Here is a 15,803-nt window from a genome sequence, read left to right as displayed (position 1 = left end):
CACTCAGGCGCACTGAGGCGCTTACGACGAAGCCGACGCGAACGCAAACCCGTTCTTGCCGTTGCGCTTGACGTCGTACATGGTTTCGTCGGCGGCGGCGACGAGGCGCCAGTAGTCGTCGACGCGGTCGGGGAATGTGGCGATGCCGATGCTCGCGCGCACGAGCCCGAGCGCCATCTGCTGGTCCGTCTGCGCGACGCAGGCGATCAGGCGCTGCGCGATCGCGGCCAGTTCGGAATCGGATTCGAAGCGCGCGACGAGCACCGCGAACTCGTCGCCGCCGATGCGCGCGACGACATCGCCCGTGCGCACCGACTGCCGAAAGCGCCTCGACACCGCGATCAGGAATTCGTCGCCGATGCGGTGGCCTTGCGTATCGTTCACGCGCTTGAAGCCGTCCAGATCGATGTACAGCACGGCGATGCGGCCCGCGCTCTTCGCGGTGGCTTCCAGCGCGGCAAAGAGCCGGCGTCGGTTCGGCAGGCCGGTCATGGCGTCGTGCAGCGCGGCGTGTTCGAATTCGTGCGATTTGCCGGCGAGCAGCCGGTTGTGCTTCGCATACATGCCGAGCGCCGTGACCAGCACGCCGAAGACGATGGCCGAGAGCAGGATCAGCGTGTCCGCGACCCGCGAAATGCGGTTGCGCATCGCGTCGCTGACTTCCTGGCGCTGCGCTCGCCAATATGACGCGGCCGTATCGAGCGACTGGCTCGCGGCATCGAACGGGGCATCGGGGGCGAGCGCCGTCTTCGAAAACGGCGGCGCCGGGGCCGGGCTTGCGCTCACCAGCGCGTCGAGCGTGGCGAGCCGCGCGGACAGTTCGTGGCGCGCGCGGACGTAGGCGTCGGGATCGGCGGTCTGGCTTTCGGCGCTGACGGGAGGCGCGTTGGCGAGCGCCGCCGCCGCATCGCGGGCGCCTTCCGCGCGATCGACCGCTTCCAGCACGAGCCCGATGTATTCCTGCTGCAACTGGCCCGAAAAGATCGCCCGAACCTGCACGGCGACGAACAAGAGGCCGATCAGCAGACAGCCGAGCGACGCACCCGCGATCAGCGCCGGTCCCGGCCGCCGAAAGCGCAGGATGAACGCCGGCCGCGCGCGGCGCGAATCACGGACGGGAATAGTCGTCTCGCTGGCTTCCGTTGACATTCTGTCGATAGTTCACGCGGTGAAAAAACGAACCCATGCGGGCGAAGAGACTCGGCGGCTGCTTGGCGCGCTGCGTCGGATGGCGGCGATTCTGCGCAACCGCCTGATTCGATGCGCGGTTCGCCCGGTTCGGAGCGGCTTCGCGCGCGGAGGCGGCGGGCGCGGCGTCGGCGCCCGCGGCCGCGAGACGGCCCGGCGCGGCGGGAACGACGGTCGGGGTAGGCGACTGAACGGGGTCGTCGGGCGGCATGACGTTCGTCGCGGCATCGAGCTCGGCATCGGCGCTTGCCACGGCGACCTGCCGCACGGGCGGTATCGACGTATCGACGGCGCCGTACGAGAGCGTCTGCTGCGCCCGGGCCGCCTGGGTCATGCCGAGGGTGTCGCGGGCGTTCGCCATCGCTTCGACGTAGGCGCGCTGATCGTGGCTGAACCAGACGCGATAAGCCACCGTCCCCGCGACGCCGACCGCCAGCGCGCTCGCCGAAACGACCCACAGCGCGAGTCGCCCGAAGCGCGGCGGTGCGCGCTCTGGCAGATCGTCGTCCGAATAGTCGACGTCGGCATCCGGCAATGGGCGCCCGGATGTCGGCGGCATGTCATGTGTTGCCATGGCAGCGTCTCCGAAAACGGTTCGTCAGACGAAGGGCGTTCCCTTCGATGCAACGCGGCGCGAAGCGCAAAAAAATCGCGGCCGCGACCGGGCGTTTCCCCGGCGCGCATAAAGGAAACGATTGCGCGCGATGCGAGCTTTGCGGCGTTATCCGCATGCGCCGCAAGGAAATAGGGAAAACCGGCGGTTCGTCTGACGGAACCGGCCGGCGCGACGCCTGATTCAACTGATTTTACGAGAAAGAAGCGGGAACCATGCAATTCTCGCCGGCCGCTCGCGACTTCTCGCGCGGGGGAACTCACGGTCAAAGGTCACGGGGCCAGGCCAGTCGGATGTGTGCGGTGCGGTCAATGCGTTTCCGGACGCGATCGGCCAGCGCACTTGTTGAGCAGTTTTCGGTCCCGGGTGTCCGCGCTCCCCCGCCGGATTCAGCCGGTGTGAAACGGCTCCGGCGAGGCCTCGTCGGCAGGCGTGCCGAAGCGCTCGAATTCGGAGATGACCTGCGCGCCGAACAGCAGCAGCGTCGCAAGTGCTTCGAGACTGAAGAGCACGACGATCGCCGTCGTCAGTGAGCCGTAGACGACGCTCACCTGCGAGAGCGTCGCGAAATACCAGACGAGCACGTGCCGCGTGATTTCCCAGAGCAGCGCCGCCGTGACGCCGCCGATCAGCGCGTGCCGCAGCGACGGGCGTCCGACCGGCATCACGAGATAGATTGAGGTCAGCACGAAAATCTCGCCCGCGAGGCCGAGCAGATAGAGCAGCACGCGCGAGACGCCCCTGAGCGACACATCGGCGCCGAACAGGTCGACGCTGCTCGCGCCCATCGCCTGCAGGCCGTTCGACACGAACGTGACGATCAGCATGCCCATGCCAAGGCACAGGATGTAGCAGTACGGCAGGAGCGCGGAGAGCAGGAAGTGCCGGCGGCGGATCGCGACCCGGTGCACGAAGATCACCGACATCGCGTTTTCCAGCACGGTGAACGCGAGCGAGCTGAAGAAGATCATCGTGAGGAGCAGCAGCCAGCCGATCACCGCGCGATGCGCGAGGAAATTCGACAATTCATGCACGACCGCGCGGGCCTGACCGGGGACGAGCCATTCGAGCAGGCGCGCGAGGTTGTCGAGGAGCGTCTGCTGTCCGACGAGATTGGACAGCGCGATCACGATGAGGATCAGAAGCGGAACGATGGACAGAAGCGCGTAGTACGCGACCGCGCCCGCCAGCAGCATGCCCTGGTTGGCGCGAAACGCCTTCAGCGTGCGCAGCACGAACGCGCCGGGATGGTGCGCAACGTTGCGCACTTGAGGACCGAGGCATTTCCAGATGAACTTCGACATGGGCGCTCCGCCGTGCCGAAGACCGGCGGACGGCCGTCATCGGCGCCGCGACGCGAGGCTGCAAATCACGCGCGGTCGGGCAATCGGGGAATCGGACAGTACGGGCGCGGGCATACCGCGCCACGGTCGGATGCCGCAATTTTCGCGCCAGCGGCGCGGCGAAGAAGGCCGATGCGACGGGCGGGAGATTAGCTGCGGCGCGCTTCGTCGGGGAGCGGCTCCTTGCGGGCGGCGACATCGAGCGCCATGTTCCAGAACGCGTCGACCTCTTCGGGCGCCAGGTCCGAAGCGTTGATGCCGCGCAGCCGGCAGATCAGCGCGAGCGTCTCGCCGGCGGCGGCGAAGGCGTCGTGCATGTCGCGAGAGGAGAGACGTTTCTTTTTCATGTCCGGCTTATCGGCAGCCGGCGAGACGAACTTTAGGCTAGGGCGTTCCTGTCGAGATTCATCGGAGTTTGAATCGTAGCCGCGGTGGGGGCGGCATGTTAGGCGACAGTGCTCATTTAGCTTCGAACCGCTGATTCACGTAACTCTGAAGTATGCCGATCCTCGTTCACTTAACTCTGAATTCTTGGCCGCCACTTCCGACGTCAGAAATTGCGCGGCCGGGTGCTCTCGTCGTGTATATAAGCGCCATCCACATTGGCATCTGCCGGATCGCTCCACGATGTGCGAGGTTCTCAGCTCGGTTGGGGCCACTGGTGGAGAAGTAGATGAAGACCAAGATAATCCTGACGTGCTGTTCACCGGTCATTCTCCTCGTCTTCGCCTACGGTTTCTGGGCTAACCTCGCGCAATAGCTACTTGTTCAATTTCTCAGCCTCGCTCGGCTCCTCTCTGGGCTTGTAGCGCGGCGTGGGCTGTGGCAGCAGAAAGAAGGCGACGCACAGCAGTGCAATCGCCACTCCGATGCGCCACGCCGCGATCACGACGGGAACTGCAGCGATCTGGACCAGCGTCGCAACGCCGTAGCGGCGCGTCATCTGCTGGAGGAAATCGGGCGCGAGCCGTTCGTCCATCAGCCGGCGGCCTGGCATTGCATAGAACCACTTCGCCATCCAGGTGCAGGCGGTCAGGGCAAGACCGGCAACCAGGGTCACTGACGCGACGGGCTCGAAGGCCGTGCCGAGGTGGAAGCACCAGACGCGGATTGGATAAGGAATGACGACGATCGCCAGCAGGAACAGGAGGTTGATCACGCCGAACCAGTGGTCACTCTTAGCATAAATGCGACCCGAATAATGGTGTTGCAGCCAGTAGGCCCCGATCACGACATAGCAGAGAACGAGCGCGAGATATTCGCGCCACTGCTCCGCCATGGCGCTTGCCAGGTCGCTGTAGCCATGCGTGCCCTCGGGAGATCCGGGGACCTTGATCTCGACGATCAGCAGGGTCAGCGCGATTGCGAAAACCGCGTCGCTGAATCCCTCGAAGCGGTCAAGTCCGCGCTCGGCACCATGCGTTTCCGCGGCGGCAGGTTGGTTGCGCCTATTACGTAGCATCATGTGGGTCCTTTCGGGCACGCCGGAGCGGCTCCGCGCGGCACAGCACGCACGCTCTTTGTTGGACGATCTAAATTTCATCCTGCCATGGGAAAGTTGCAAAAGAAGCATCGAATTGTCCGCGACTAAGTATGATCGCTTTGGCCGGACTGAGCCGGACACCTATACGCCGGGCCCCTCGACCGACCCCGCATGGCCTGCACCGCGAGTTCAGAGTGGGGCGAACAGAGGTCAGGGTTAAGTGAGTCTGGGCATTTGCGGCGGTGCCGGCGCATCGCGCGACGTCAAAAAAACAGGCGGACGCGGCCCGCCGCATCGAGTAATCTCGAAGCGAAGGTTGGCCGTTCAGTCGAACCCATGCAGTGGAACCCGCAGTCGATGTGATGCACGCAAGCCGGCTGTTGCCGTCGAGCTATTCCTTTCGTCAGCGGAACGACGCGCGCCGCCCGGCGCCGCCGGACCCGAGGAGACATCCATGGCCGATACCCCCGTCGCCCACGCATCCGCGTTCGACAGCGATGCGCCCATCACCGACGCCAACGAGCGCCTCTGGAATCGCGACCTCGCGCCCGTGCCGCGCGCGAAACGCACCTGGACCGGCTACAGCATCTTCGCGATGTGGATGTCGGACGTGCACAGCGTCGGCGGCTATACGTTCGCCGCGAGCCTCTTCCTGCTCGGCATCTCCGGCTGGCAGGTGCTGATCGCGCTCACGGTGGGGATTCTCGTCGTCTACGTGTTGATGAACTGGGTCGGCAAGCCGAGCCTCACGCACGGCATCCCCTTTCCCGTGATGGCGCGCGTCAGCATGGGCGTGATGGGCGCGAACCTCGCGGCGCTGATTCGCGGCGTCGTCGGCATCGTGTGGTATGGCGTGCAGACCTATTTCGCATCGAAGGCGGTCGCGACGCTCCTGCTGCTCTTCGTCCCCTCGGCGATCGCGCTGCGCGACACGAGTTTCCTGCGCCTCGATCTGCTCGGCTGGGTCAGCTTTCTTTTCATGTGGCTCTTGCAGCTCGTCATCTTCCAGCGCGGGATGGAAATCATCCGCAAGTTCATCGACTTCTGCGGACCGGCCGTCTACGTGGTCATGTTCGTGCTGATGGGATGGATCCTGTCGCGCGCGGGCCTCGACAGCCTGAACCTCACGCTCGGCGGCGAGAAGCTTTCCGGCACGGCGCAATTCCTCGGCATGGGCAACGCGATCCTGCTCGTCATCAGCTATTTCGCCGCGCTGTTGCTCAATTTCGGCGATTTCTCGCGGTTCGCGAAAAGCGAGCGGCAGATGAAGATCGGCAACTTCCTCGGGCTGCCGGTCAACTTCATCGCGTTCGCGATCATCACGGTGATCGTGACGTCGGGCAGCGCCAAAGTCTTCGGCACGATGATCATGGACCCGGTCGAGATCGTCTCGCGCATTGACAACAAAATCGCGGTGGCGATCGGCAGCGTGACCTTCATCATCGCGACGATGGGCATCAACATCGTCGCCAACTTCGTGTCGCCGGCGTACGACATCGCGAACCTGTTCCCGAAGCACGTCGACTTCAAGAAGGGCGGACTGATCGCCTCGGTACTCGCGGTGCTGGTCTGCCCGTGGATCTTCGTCGACAGCCCGAAGGCGATCACGATCTTCGTCTCCGTGTTCGGCGCCGTGCTCGCGCCGATGTACGGCGTCATGATGGCCGACTTCTACCTCGTCAAGAAGCAGGTCGTGCAGACCGCCGACCTTTACACGATGTCGCCGAACGGGCGCTTTTACTACGACGGCGGCTGGAACCGGGTGGGGCTCGTCGCGCTTTTGGTGTCGGGATTCATCTCGGTCGGCTGGGAGATCAGCACGCAACTGCTCAAGCTCTTGCCGGCGAACAACTTCGGCTGGCTGATCGGCGCGGTGGCGGGCGCCGCGATCTACACGCTCGCGATGCGCAGCAAGAAGCGCGTATAGCGCGCGGGCCGCGAGCACGGGCTCATTTCAGCCACTTGCGCACGTCCTCTTCCCACGCCGGCTGGCCGCAGCCCGGCGGATTTTCTGGGCCGAGCACGGTGATATAGCCCTGTGTCTTCATGCAGGCCTCGTAGGCGCGCACCTGCGTGCAGGGTCCGGCGCCGGCGCGTTTCGCGGACTGCTTGCAGGTGTCCATCGCGCGGTCCATCGAGGAGAAGTCGGCGTCGGCGCTCGCATTCGCGGACGGCGACGGATTGCCGCCCATCGACAATTCGACGGGCCCGCCCTGCGCGCAGGCGGCGAGCAAGGCGGTGCAGCCGGCGAGCAGCAGCGATCGGGTGATCATCGTCGGGCTTCCTCGTTGCGCGTCCGGGCAGGACGGCGCGTCCTTCACTATGATGAAGCGGATTGCGCACAGTCACCCGTGCGCGGGCGTGCGGTTCCCGGCGTCCGCGTGAAGCGCCGCGACGAATGTTTTCGACGAAGCGCTACTGCTTCATCTTCCCGGTCGATTTGCCGCCGGACGCGCTGTCGGGCGCCATGCCCTTTTCGCGCTGCTGCATCAGCGTGCCGGAGGCGCCGCTCGGCGCATTCGCGGCGGGATCGCTCTTGCCCGCGTTGCCCATGCCGGCGCCCTGATTCGCGCTTTGCGGCGTCTTGGCATCGTTCTGGGCAAAGGCGCTCGTGCTCGCGATCAGGGCAAGGGCAGCTATCATTGTTTGAAGGGGTTTCATGGTTGTCTCCGTAGGTCCGGTTATCCGGTGCGTTGCTTTCAGCATCCTTCATGCCGCAAACCGCAGATTAAAAGCAGTCGTCCTTTCCTCCTACCTATCGACGGCCGAAAACACATGGATCTGCTAAGCCGGCTTCTTTCGCTGATGCCCGTCAGCGGGCGTCTGGATGTCAGATGCCACTTCGGCGCCCCTTGGGCGATCGAACACGCAGCCGCCGGCGTGCGGGAGATTCCCTATCACGTGCTGCTGTCGGGCAGCGCAATCGTCGAGGACGGAAACGGCGCGCCGCAACAATTGATCGCGGGCGATATCGTCGTGTTTCCGGGCGGGTCCGCGCACCGTATCCACGATGGCAGCGGCAAGCCGCCGCGGCCCGTCGACGAGCATCCGGGCAACGGCTTTACCGTCGCCGGCAACGGCTCGCGGGCGAGCGAAGAGGACGATGCCGCCGACATCCTGTGCGGCCGGTTCCTGCTCGGCGCCATGCCCGAGCGGCTGCTGCGCGATCATCTGCCGGGAAGGCTTGTCGTGCGCAGCGCGGCGGGCGCCGAAGCGGCGCAACCGTCCGCCGAAGCGCTCCCAAGCGGCTCCCGCCTGCGCCGCCTGATCGAACTGATGCGGGAGGAAGCCGCCGACGAAGGTCCGGGCAGCGCGTCGCTCGTGAGCCACCTGTCGGGGGCGCTCTTCGCGCTGACGCTGCGCTTCGCGAGCGAGGGCTCGCAGCCGCCCGCGGGGCTGCTGGCGCTCGCGGCGCGGCCGCGCCTGTCGGCGGCGCTGATGGCGATGTTCGAGCGGCCCGGCGAAGCGTGGACGCTCGACCAGTTCGCCGCGCTCTGCAACATGTCGCGGGCGACGTTCGTGCGCCAGTTCCAGGAGGCGATCGGCCGCTCGGCGACCGACGTGCTGACCGAAGTGCGCATGACGATGGCGGGGCGCGCGTTGCTGGAGACGGCGTCGCCCGTCGCGCAGATCGGCGAATCGGTTGGCTATCAGTCCGACGCCGCGTTCCAGCGCGTGTTCAAGCGCCACATCGGGGTGACGCCGGCGCGCTGGCGCGCGTCGGGCGGGCGCGAGAACGCACAAGGCGCGCAAACCGAATGACCTGCCCGGCGGCCGACGCGCAATCGCCGCGCAAACAGTCTTTTGTTGCAAACGACATTGATCCATCCGGACGCCGTGCCTAGCATGTTCCGATCACCCCCGCCGCACGAATCGATGCGACATGGGGTCGCCAGGGCCACGACGGCCGATGGGAGCACACATGCTGAAGGTATTGCTTGAAGTAGTCGCGGCGATCGCCGTGACCGGGATCTATCTGCTGCCCGCGATTCTCGCCGACCGCACCAAACGCCGCTCGGTGCTGTTGCTCGCGCTGTTCAACCTGCTGTTCGGCTGGACCGTGATCGGCTGGATCGCTGCCCTGTACTGGGCGTTTCATCCCGACAGCGCGCGCGTGCTCGGGCGTGTCGCGAAGAAGAATCGCCGGGCGTCGGCGCACCATACCGTCGATGCCATCGTGTCGCGCGCCCGCGCACGCGGCGCACGGCGCGCGGGGATCGGCTTCGCGCACGGCATGGAGCGCGGCAGCGGGGATTGATCGCGCAGCGCTCCATGCAATGTGCCTCTTGACGCGTGCGATGCGCGGGTAAGATTCCGTGCGACGGCATCGTCATCGAAGAGGCATGGGGAAGACGCATGAGTATCCGCATCATTCAGCTTGGCAGCGCGCGCGTGGAAGACGAAGGATTGCGCATCGGCACGGTGCGCCGGCCGCCGCGCGGCGTGCCGAAGGCCGAATTCGCCTCGCGCGACTATTACGACGTCTGGCTGCCGATCCTCTCGCCGAGCGCGGAGCTGATGACGCAGGGCAGAAACGCCGCCGACGACGCGCAATGGTCCGAGTTCGAGCGCAAGTTCCGCGCGGAAATGAACGCCGGCGACGCGAGCAAGGTGCTCGACCTGCTTGCCGCGCTGTCGAAGACGTCCAACTTTTCAGTCGGCTGCTACTGCGACGACGAGCGACGCTGCCATCGCGGCATTCTCCGGCACCTGCTCGCGGATCGCGGCGCGACAATCGTCTGAAGCACAGCGCTTCAAGTGGCGACGACGAAGTCGAAGCGCGCTGTCTGCGGCTTGCCGCTTTCCTCGATCGACATCAAAAGGCGCCGGTCGAACAGCCCGTCGCGCGCGTTCTGCGGCTCGCGGGGAAAATAAAGCTGCGTGACGAGCACCGGCCGATGCGGCGCCTGCACCGCTACGTGAAAGTGCCGCGTGCGCCCGGGATAGCGGCCCGGCACGATGGTTTCGAGACGGTATCGGCCGTCGCTGTCGGCGAACTGGTGGCCGCGCAGGCGAAATCCGTCGATGTCGTATTGGCCGGCGTCGTCCGCGTGCCAGAAGTCGAGCAGCGCGCCCGCGACCGGCTGGCATCGCACCGAGACGACGCGTCCCGTCAGCACGATCCGCGTTCCTTCGATGCCCGCTTCGACGAGGCTCGTTCGCTCCGGCGAGTTCGGCAGGAAGAAGGGTCCGGCGGTTTGCCGGGGCGTGGTGTGGTGATCGTCGGCGCAGGCGGGCGTCGGTTCTTCTGCGCGCGCCGTCTCCATCGACCACCAGAGCGCCGCCGAGGCCGCGCCAAAGCGGCGCAGAAAATCGCGTCGCCGCAGGTTCCCGCTTCTCGCACGCATCGCCGATGCTCCTTGCCGCTTTTGGCCGCTTAAGTGCGGATCAACGTCCGGTACAGCTCGTTTGCGCGGCTCAGATGCGCGCGCATCGCTTCCGCTGCGGCGTCGCCGTCGCGCGCGCCGATCGCGTCGACGATCCGCTGGTGCTCCGCGAGCGTTAGTTCCTCGGCGCCCGGCGCGCGGACCATCGGCCGGTAGTATTCGCCCGCCCATCTGAACAGCGACTCGACGATCGAAGGAAAAATCGGATTGCCGCTGATCTGCGCGATCTCGCGATGAAACGCCATGTCGTGCTCGATGAATTCTTCCAGATTGACCATCGACGCGCGCTGCTGCGCCACTTTCAGTTGCAGCCGGGCGACGTCTTCCTCGGTGGCGCGTTCGGCCGCCATGCGCGCGGTGCCGGTTTCGAGAAACATGCGCGCGTGCTTCAGATGTTCCAGCATGTCGGGCTGGGTGCGCAAAAGATGCATCGCGCCGCCCGCGATCTGCGCGATCAGCCGTTCCGCTGTCGGCACGACGACGCGCGCGCGCTCGCCATGCACGATCTCGACGATGCCCGAGCGTTCGAGCGTCTGCAGCGCCTCGCGGATCGCGGGCCGCCCGACGCCATAGATTTCCATCAGCTCGCGCTCGGACGGAAGCTGCGCGCCGGGCGCGATTTCGCCGGTGCGGATGCGCTCCATCAACCGGTCGAGTACTTCCTGATAGAGCTTGCGACGCTGAACGATTTCAGCCATTGATCCTTCCGTGCGTTTGACTTAGTGGTCTGATGAGATTACCACGCAGGCACGGAAAGCGACGTGCGCGGTCAGTCCGGCAGCCGGCCTGCGCGAACCGCGCCGAAAAACGACGCATCGCCGATCTGGCCGCCCTTGAGCACGATTTCGAGACCGTCGCGGCGCGGCTCGTTCGACCACGCGCGGCACAGCGGCGCGCCCGGCGCGAGCCCGCCGGCGACGCTCAATGCCGAAATCCCAAGCGCGCTCGCGACTTCGCCGGAACTGTCGCCGCCGGCCACCACGACGCGCCGCACCGCCACGCGATCGAGCAGACGCCGCATCACCTCCGCCAGCGCGCCGCCGACGCGTCGCGCGGCATCCTGACGCGAGAGCCCGGCGTCGCGCGCGATCGAATCGAAGTCGAGCACGGCGGGATCGTCGGGGCCTTCGGCGCTGAAGACGAGCGCGCTGTGTCCTTGCCGCAGCGCCCGTTCGGCGATGTCGATCGTGCGCGCGATTTCGGCGTCGCCGGCACGCGGGTCGAGCGCGCGCCGCAGATCGAGCCGCTCGACGCAAAACCCGTTTGCGCGCGCCCACCGGATCTGGCCGGCCGTGACGGGCGAGCAACTGCCGCTCACGGCGGCGATCGCGGACACGGGTTCGGCGGCGGGCAGGGCGGGCGTGGCGGGCAAGAGGCCGCACGCGCGCCAGTGCGCGGCGAGCGCGTACTGCAATCCCGACGACGACGCGCTGAACACGCCCGCGCCACGGTTCTCCCAGACGAGCCGCCCGGCCGCCGCGAGCGTTTCCTCGTCGAGGACGTCGATCATCACGACCGGCGTGTCGTCGCCCTGAAGCGCGCGACAGGAAGCGGCGGCGTCGGGCGCGCGCACCCGCACCATGTCGATCAGTTCGATGCGACGCTCGGTCTGCCGCCGCAGATGCACGCGCAGGTCGGCTTCGTTCATCGGCGTGACGGGATGGCGCGACATCGTCGGATGACGGTCGAGCCGGTAGCCCGCGCCGTCGACGGCCGCGAAGAGATGACCGAACGCCTGGTAGCGCTTCAGGCGCGGCGCACCGACGATCATCGGCGACCAGTTGCCCGGCATGTGCTGTACGCCCAGGTCGATGGCGCGCCCGATCGAGCCGATCGCCGGCGACGAATCGAAGGTCGAGCAGACCTTGTATTGCAGGATCGGCGCACCGAGCGCGGCCAGCGCGTCGAAGGCGGGCGGCAGCGCGTCGTCCATCCATGGCGGGCTGCGTCCGCGCGACGATCCCGCCAGTCCGACGCAGCGCACGCCCGGAAAGCGCGCGAGCAGTTCGGGCGAGGGCGTGTCGAGACAGAGCAGGGTGGGGACGCCCGCGGCCGTCATCGCCTCCATCGCGTCGGTCGAGCCGGTGAAATCGTCGCCGTAGTAGGCGAGCAGGAGGCCGTCGGGCCAGTCCTCCGGATGCGCACTCATCGCCAGAACCCCAGCGCGGCGGCGAGCGCCGGATGGCGCTGCGCGTGCCGTTCCAGCGGCACGCCTTCGATCGTCGCGACCCACGACTCGCGCAGCGCCTCGACGCCCGCCGCGACGCTGCCCGGATGGCCGAAGATCCCGCCGCCTGCGGTATGGATCAGGTCCGCGCAGCCGATCGCGGCGAAGGTGTCGGCAGCCTGGAGACCCGTCTGGCCGGAACTGAACACCGGCATCGCGGGCATCGGCGCCTCGGGCATCACGGGTGCGAGCACGGCGCGCGCGGCGGCGATCACGCTGTCGTCGGGTTCGCTGAACTTGTTGCGCAAGCCGTTCACGTGCAGGTGATCCGCGCCCGCGAGACGCCAGATCATCTGCCACGGCGCGTAATCCCAGCCGAGTTCCGGACTGCGCGACAGATAACCCCAGCCTGCGCGATGCGCGTGAATCGGCAACTGGCTGTGACGCCGCAACGCGTGCATGCCGACGAGCCCGATCGAATTGAGCACCGCCATCACGCAGGTGCCGCCTTCGGCGAGCACGAGATCGTGGCGGCGCTTCATCTGGTCGAGATCGCCGGTGATGTTGAAGGCGACCATCGCCTTCTTGCCGGTGCGATCCGCGTGTTCGTTCACGACGCGCATCACCGCGCGCACGCGCTCGTCGAACGGACAATGCGAGCCGTCGCCCTGCAGTTCGTCATCCTTGATGAAGTCGATGCCGCCCGCCACCAGTTCCTTCACCTGCTGTGCGGTTTCGTCCGGCGACAAGCCGACGCTCGGCTTGATGATCGTGCCGATCAATGGACCGCGCTCGACGCCCGCGAGCCGGCGCGTGCCGTCGATGCCGAACGCCGGCCCCGGATACGCGCGGGCGAACGACGGCGGAAGTCGCAGGCCGGTGAGCCGCAAGCCGGACACCTGACGCAGCTCGAACAGGTTGCCGGCGATGGTCGACATCAGGTTCGGCAGCGACGGCCCCAGGTTTTCGATCGGCCACGAGAGTTCGAGCGCGCAGCGCGTGTACACCTTCGATTCGATGCCGCCCGGCAGGCTCGGCGTGTCGGCGCGGTCGAGCACGTCGAGACGCTCGACGCGCGCACCCGAGCGCGCCTTCAGCTCGGGCGTCTCGGTGCGCAGCGCGACGAAGGTGCCGCTCGACTGCTCGCCCGCGATGACATCGGCGGCGAGCTGCGGATCGACGCCGGTTTCGAGCCAGTACGTGGCGTGGATGCGTTCGGTCACGATGAGTTTCCTCGACGAGTGCGGTTTCAGGTGATGCGGCGGATGCTTTCGGCGATTTCCTCGCGCTCGAAGACGTTCTTCCAGTCGTCGCGCATGAGGCGCGGCTTGCCGAACTCGATCGCCTTGTTGCAGGCGTCGGAGAACGCGCCCGGGATTTCGTTGAAGATCACCGCGCCCAGGATGTTCATGTGACCGAGCAGGAAATCGCGCGCCGCTTCCTTCGGCACGCCGCGCTTCACGGTTTCCTCCATCGCTTCGCGCATCACGTAGAGCAGGGTCGCGCAGATCGTCTCGGAGAGACCCGGCTCCAGCAGCGCCATCTGGTCGACCGTCAGCCGGTACGAGCGCAGGATCGGCGCGTAGATCACTTTCGCGACCGCCTCGCCCAGATCGAACGCTTCCTCCGGGCCCTGCATCAGCGCGCTCGTGATCGACTGCTTCGCGTGGGCGCCGCCGAAGAAGTCGCGGCGCCCCTCGGTCGTCGATTCGTCGTTGAAGATCAGCGGATGGCACGGATGCGCGACGAAGTAGGTCAGGTCGGGGCGAGCCGGCAGATGGCCGGCGAAGGGCGCTGCGGCATCGAGCGTCATCACCATCGTGCCGGCACGCAGCTTCGGTGCGATCTCGTGACTCAGCTTGCCGATCAGCGTGTCGGGCACGGCGAGGATCACGACATCGGCGCCGTCGATGGCCGCGTCCGCCGACACGCATTCGACGCCCAGGTCGTCCTTCAGCCGTTTTCTGCCGCCTTCGCCCGGCTCGACGTGCGCGACGCGGTAATCCGATTTCAGCAGGTTGCTCGTCAGGCGGTAGCCCATCTTTCCGCCCGCGCCAAAGAGCGCGATCTTTTCGGTCATTTCGTTTGTCTCCAGAGAGTGAGTACGTCGAAGCGCTTATTTCGTGTGCGAATGTGCGTTCAGGCCGACCGAGACGGACGCTTCGGCGGCCGGGCGACGCGAGGTCGAGCCGATCGCGAACGCGAGTCCCGCGGACATCAGCATGAACGCCCCGACGATGAACATCGGCGCCTGGTAGGAACCGGTCGCGTCCTTCACGGCGCCCGTGATGTACGGCGCGACGAATCCGGCGAGATTGCCGACCGTGTTGATGAGCGCGATTCCGGCTGCGGCTGCCGCGCCGGACAAAAAGCGCGCGGGCAGCGCCCAGAAGTTCGGCAGCGCGGAGAAGATCGCGCAGGCCGTGACCGTGATGACGGCGATGCTCGCGGTCGGCGATTTCATGTAGAGCGCAAGTGGAATGCTCGCCGCGCCGATCAGCGCCGGAATGCCGATGTGCCAGGCCCGCACGCCGCGTTTCGTTGCGTTGCGGCTCCAAAGGAACAGGGCGAGGGCGGCCGGCAAATACGGAATCGCGGTGATCAGGCCTTTCTGGAACACGTTGAAGTGCGTGCCGAACCGGCCTTCGAAGCCGCCGATGATCGTCGGCAGGAAGAACGCCAGCGCGTAGAGGCCGTAGATCAGGCCGAAGTACATCAGCGCGAACACCCACACGCGGCCGCTCGTCATCGCGGCGCCGGGACGCAGCGTGTGCGGCGCGGCGGCGACGGTTTTCGCCCGTTCCTCGGCTTCGAGTTCGGCGGTGAGCCAGTTCTGCTCGGCGGGCGTGAGCCATTTCGCCTGCGACGGGCGATCGGCGAGATAGAACCACGCGATGAACCCGACGATGATCGCCGGCACCGCGACGCCGAAGAACATGATCCGCCAGCCCGCGAGGCCGAAGGCGCCATGCGCTTCGATGAGGAGCGCCGCGACCGGCGCGCCGATCACGATGGTGAGCGGCTGCGCGAGATAGAACAGCGCGAGGATGTGGCTGCGATGGCGCGCCGGCACCCACATGCTGAGGAACAGGATCGCGCCGGGAAAGAAGCCGGCTTCCGCGACGCCCAGCAGGAAGCGCAGCGTATAGAGACCCGGAATGCTGCTGACCCAGGTGAAGAGCAGGGCGACGATGCCCCACGTCACCATGATCCGCGCGAGCCAGCGGCGGGCGCCGAACTTGTGGAGCGCGAGATTGCTCGGGATTTCGAGCAGGATGTAGCCGATGAAGAACACGCCGGCCGCGAGCCCGAACTGCGCGGCGGTGAGACCGAGATCCTTGGTCATCCCGTTGGGGCCGGCGAAGGAGATCGCGGTCCGGTCGAGGAAGTTGATGAAGAACATCAGTGCCACGAAGGGCACGAGACGTAGCGACACCTTGCGTATGGCCGATTTTTCGACCGCCTGGAGATCTGCTGCACTTTGCATTTCGCCTCCTCCGACTTCGTGGGATGGATGTGGAATCGTTTTTTGTCTTTACTGGTGTGATGAGTAGACCATGAGGTGTGATCAGCAGGAAATCGGGGATTACGCGGTGATCAGACGGGGGAATTGGACTGACGA

Annotated in this window: 18 protein-coding genes; 5 read left to right on the top strand and 13 right to left on the bottom strand. The window is 66.4% G+C overall.

Translation table 11 applies throughout. From position 1 onward, the window contains the following. Positions 1-21 precede the first annotated feature (21 nt). Together AWB66_RS14875 and AWB66_RS14870 are read right to left on the bottom strand one after the other, a co-directional pair. A complete protein-coding gene (locus AWB66_RS14875; RefSeq protein WP_087631041.1) occupies positions 22-1,149 on the bottom strand; it encodes a GGDEF domain-containing protein in 1,128 nt (375 codons plus the stop codon). Next, positions 1,109-1,762 carry a hypothetical protein gene (locus tag AWB66_RS14870; protein WP_235021119.1) on the bottom strand — a complete coding sequence of 218 codons (654 nt, stop codon included), beginning with the start codon at positions 1,760-1,762 and terminating at the stop codon, positions 1,109-1,111. Before AWB66_RS14870 ends, AWB66_RS14875 begins: the two co-directional genes overlap by 41 nt. A 47-nt stretch (positions 1,763-1,809) precedes the next feature. Here AWB66_RS14870 and AWB66_RS33680 point away from each other — a divergent pair, with 47 nt between their 5' ends. Further along, positions 1,810-1,983: a hypothetical protein gene (locus AWB66_RS33680; protein WP_159462908.1), complete on the top strand. Its 174-nt coding sequence runs from the start codon at positions 1,810-1,812 to the stop codon at positions 1,981-1,983. 207 nt (positions 1,984-2,190) lie between these two features. Here AWB66_RS33680 and AWB66_RS14865 read toward each other — a convergent pair whose 3' ends face one another. From AWB66_RS14865 to AWB66_RS14860, 3 genes are all read right to left on the bottom strand, one after another. Next, positions 2,191-3,105, bottom strand: a complete 915-nt coding sequence (locus tag AWB66_RS14865) for a YihY/virulence factor BrkB family protein (protein ID WP_087631040.1) — start codon at positions 3,103-3,105, stop codon at positions 2,191-2,193. A gap of 188 nt (positions 3,106-3,293) precedes the next feature. Continuing rightward, positions 3,294-3,491: a hypothetical protein gene (locus AWB66_RS32950; RefSeq protein ID WP_125469732.1), complete on the bottom strand. Its 198-nt coding sequence runs from the start codon at positions 3,489-3,491 to the stop codon at positions 3,294-3,296. Between the two features lie 413 nt (positions 3,492-3,904). After that, entirely contained in the window at positions 3,905-4,609 is a 705-nt protein-coding gene (locus AWB66_RS14860) for a TMEM175 family protein (RefSeq protein WP_087631039.1), read from the bottom strand. 472 nt (positions 4,610-5,081) lie between these two features. On the opposite strand from AWB66_RS14860, the gene AWB66_RS14855 reads away from it, so the two are divergent. Next, a complete protein-coding gene (locus AWB66_RS14855; RefSeq protein WP_087631038.1) occupies positions 5,082-6,554 on the top strand; it encodes an NCS1 family nucleobase:cation symporter-1 in 1,473 nt (490 codons plus the stop codon). Positions 6,555-6,576: 22 nt separating this feature from the next. On the opposite strand, the gene AWB66_RS14850 is transcribed toward AWB66_RS14855, so the two are convergent. Next, the gene (locus tag AWB66_RS14850) at positions 6,577-6,900 is read right to left on the bottom strand and encodes a hypothetical protein (RefSeq protein WP_087631037.1); all 324 of its coding nucleotides are present in this window, start codon (positions 6,898-6,900) and stop codon (positions 6,577-6,579) included. A 142-nt stretch (positions 6,901-7,042) separates the two neighbouring features. Further along, positions 7,043-7,288: a hypothetical protein gene (locus AWB66_RS14845; RefSeq protein WP_125469731.1), complete on the bottom strand. Its 246-nt coding sequence runs from the start codon at positions 7,286-7,288 to the stop codon at positions 7,043-7,045. A 114-nt stretch (positions 7,289-7,402) separates the two neighbouring features. Here AWB66_RS14845 and AWB66_RS14840 point away from each other — a divergent pair, with 114 nt between their 5' ends. The 3 genes from AWB66_RS14840 to AWB66_RS14830 all read left to right on the top strand — a co-directional run bounded on the left by AWB66_RS14840 (position 7,403) and on the right by AWB66_RS14830 (position 9,370). Then, positions 7,403-8,389 (top strand): AraC family transcriptional regulator, encoded by a 987-nt coding sequence (locus AWB66_RS14840; RefSeq protein ID WP_087631035.1) that lies wholly within the window; start codon positions 7,403-7,405, stop codon positions 8,387-8,389. A 160-nt stretch (positions 8,390-8,549) separates the two neighbouring features. Continuing rightward, positions 8,550-8,885: a superinfection immunity protein gene (locus tag AWB66_RS14835; protein WP_087631034.1), complete on the top strand. Its 336-nt coding sequence runs from the start codon at positions 8,550-8,552 to the stop codon at positions 8,883-8,885. A gap of 98 nt (positions 8,886-8,983) precedes the next feature. Then, on the top strand, positions 8,984-9,370 hold the full coding sequence (locus AWB66_RS14830) for a DUF488 domain-containing protein (RefSeq protein WP_087631033.1): 387 nt from the start codon (positions 8,984-8,986) through the stop codon (positions 9,368-9,370). Between the two features lie 11 nt (positions 9,371-9,381). Here the strand turns inward: AWB66_RS14830 and AWB66_RS14825 are convergent, their stop codons facing one another. The 6 genes from AWB66_RS14825 to AWB66_RS14800 all read right to left on the bottom strand — a co-directional run bounded on the left by AWB66_RS14825 (position 9,382) and on the right by AWB66_RS14800 (position 15,668). Then, complete coding sequence (locus tag AWB66_RS14825; protein WP_087631032.1) at positions 9,382-9,975, bottom strand: dioxygenase family protein; 594 nt, start codon at positions 9,973-9,975, stop codon at positions 9,382-9,384. A 29-nt stretch (positions 9,976-10,004) separates the two neighbouring features. Beyond that, entirely contained in the window at positions 10,005-10,712 is a 708-nt protein-coding gene (locus AWB66_RS14820; protein WP_087631031.1) for a transcriptional regulator NanR, read from the bottom strand. A gap of 71 nt (positions 10,713-10,783) precedes the next feature. After that, the gene (gene oiaK / locus AWB66_RS14815) at positions 10,784-12,163 is read right to left on the bottom strand and encodes a 3-oxo-isoapionate kinase OiaK (protein WP_087631030.1); all 1,380 of its coding nucleotides are present in this window, start codon (positions 12,161-12,163) and stop codon (positions 10,784-10,786) included. Next, entirely contained in the window at positions 12,160-13,404 is a 1,245-nt protein-coding gene (locus AWB66_RS14810) for a ribulose-bisphosphate carboxylase large subunit family protein (RefSeq protein WP_087631029.1), read from the bottom strand. Before AWB66_RS14810 ends, oiaK begins: the two co-directional genes overlap by 4 nt. A 26-nt stretch (positions 13,405-13,430) precedes the next feature. Beyond that, positions 13,431-14,261, bottom strand: coding sequence for a phosphogluconate dehydrogenase C-terminal domain-containing protein (locus tag AWB66_RS14805; RefSeq protein WP_087631028.1), 831 nt, complete (start codon positions 14,259-14,261; stop codon positions 13,431-13,433). A gap of 36 nt (positions 14,262-14,297) precedes the next feature. Next, positions 14,298-15,668 (bottom strand): MFS transporter, encoded by a 1,371-nt coding sequence (locus tag AWB66_RS14800; RefSeq protein ID WP_087631027.1) that lies wholly within the window; start codon positions 15,666-15,668, stop codon positions 14,298-14,300. Positions 15,669-15,803 lie beyond the last annotated feature (135 nt).

The organism is Caballeronia telluris, assembly GCF_001544495.1.
In the GTDB taxonomy this organism is placed as follows: Bacteria; Pseudomonadota; Gammaproteobacteria; order Burkholderiales; family Burkholderiaceae; genus Caballeronia; species Caballeronia telluris.
This window is presented reverse-complemented; position numbering and strand designations above follow the sequence as displayed.

Excerpts from the sequence above, each read along its gene's own strand:
- AWB66_RS14865 (WP_087631040.1), bottom strand. The coding sequence starts at position 3,105 with ATGTCGAAGTTCATCTGGAAATGCCTCGGTCCTCAAGTGCGCAACGTT.
- AWB66_RS14860 (WP_087631039.1), bottom strand. The coding sequence starts at position 4,609 with ATGATGCTACGTAATAGGCGCAACCAACCTGCCGCCGCGGAAACGCAT.
- AWB66_RS14825 (WP_087631032.1), bottom strand. The coding sequence starts at position 9,975 with ATGCGTGCGAGAAGCGGGAACCTGCGGCGACGCGATTTTCTGCGCCGC.
- AWB66_RS32950 (WP_125469732.1), bottom strand. The coding sequence starts at position 3,491 with ATGAAAAAGAAACGTCTCTCCTCTCGCGACATGCACGACGCCTTCGCC.
- AWB66_RS14830 (WP_087631033.1), top strand. The coding sequence starts at position 8,984 with ATGAGTATCCGCATCATTCAGCTTGGCAGCGCGCGCGTGGAAGACGAA.
- AWB66_RS14835 (WP_087631034.1), top strand. The coding sequence starts at position 8,550 with ATGCTGAAGGTATTGCTTGAAGTAGTCGCGGCGATCGCCGTGACCGGG.
- AWB66_RS33680 (WP_159462908.1), top strand. The coding sequence starts at position 1,810 with ATGCAACGCGGCGCGAAGCGCAAAAAAATCGCGGCCGCGACCGGGCGT.
- AWB66_RS14840 (WP_087631035.1), top strand. The coding sequence starts at position 7,403 with ATGGATCTGCTAAGCCGGCTTCTTTCGCTGATGCCCGTCAGCGGGCGT.
- oiaK (WP_087631030.1), bottom strand. The coding sequence starts at position 12,163 with ATGAGTGCGCATCCGGAGGACTGGCCCGACGGCCTCCTGCTCGCCTAC.
- AWB66_RS14800 (WP_087631027.1), bottom strand. The coding sequence starts at position 15,668 with ATGCAAAGTGCAGCAGATCTCCAGGCGGTCGAAAAATCGGCCATACGC.
- AWB66_RS14820 (WP_087631031.1), bottom strand. The coding sequence starts at position 10,712 with ATGGCTGAAATCGTTCAGCGTCGCAAGCTCTATCAGGAAGTACTCGAC.
- AWB66_RS14805 (WP_087631028.1), bottom strand. The coding sequence starts at position 14,261 with ATGACCGAAAAGATCGCGCTCTTTGGCGCGGGCGGAAAGATGGGCTAC.
- AWB66_RS14855 (WP_087631038.1), top strand. The coding sequence starts at position 5,082 with ATGGCCGATACCCCCGTCGCCCACGCATCCGCGTTCGACAGCGATGCG.
- AWB66_RS14875 (WP_087631041.1), bottom strand. The coding sequence starts at position 1,149 with ATGTCAACGGAAGCCAGCGAGACGACTATTCCCGTCCGTGATTCGCGC.
- AWB66_RS14845 (WP_125469731.1), bottom strand. The coding sequence starts at position 7,288 with ATGAAACCCCTTCAAACAATGATAGCTGCCCTTGCCCTGATCGCGAGC.
- AWB66_RS14870 (WP_235021119.1), bottom strand. The coding sequence starts at position 1,762 with ATGGCAACACATGACATGCCGCCGACATCCGGGCGCCCATTGCCGGAT.
- AWB66_RS14850 (WP_087631037.1), bottom strand. The coding sequence starts at position 6,900 with ATGATCACCCGATCGCTGCTGCTCGCCGGCTGCACCGCCTTGCTCGCC.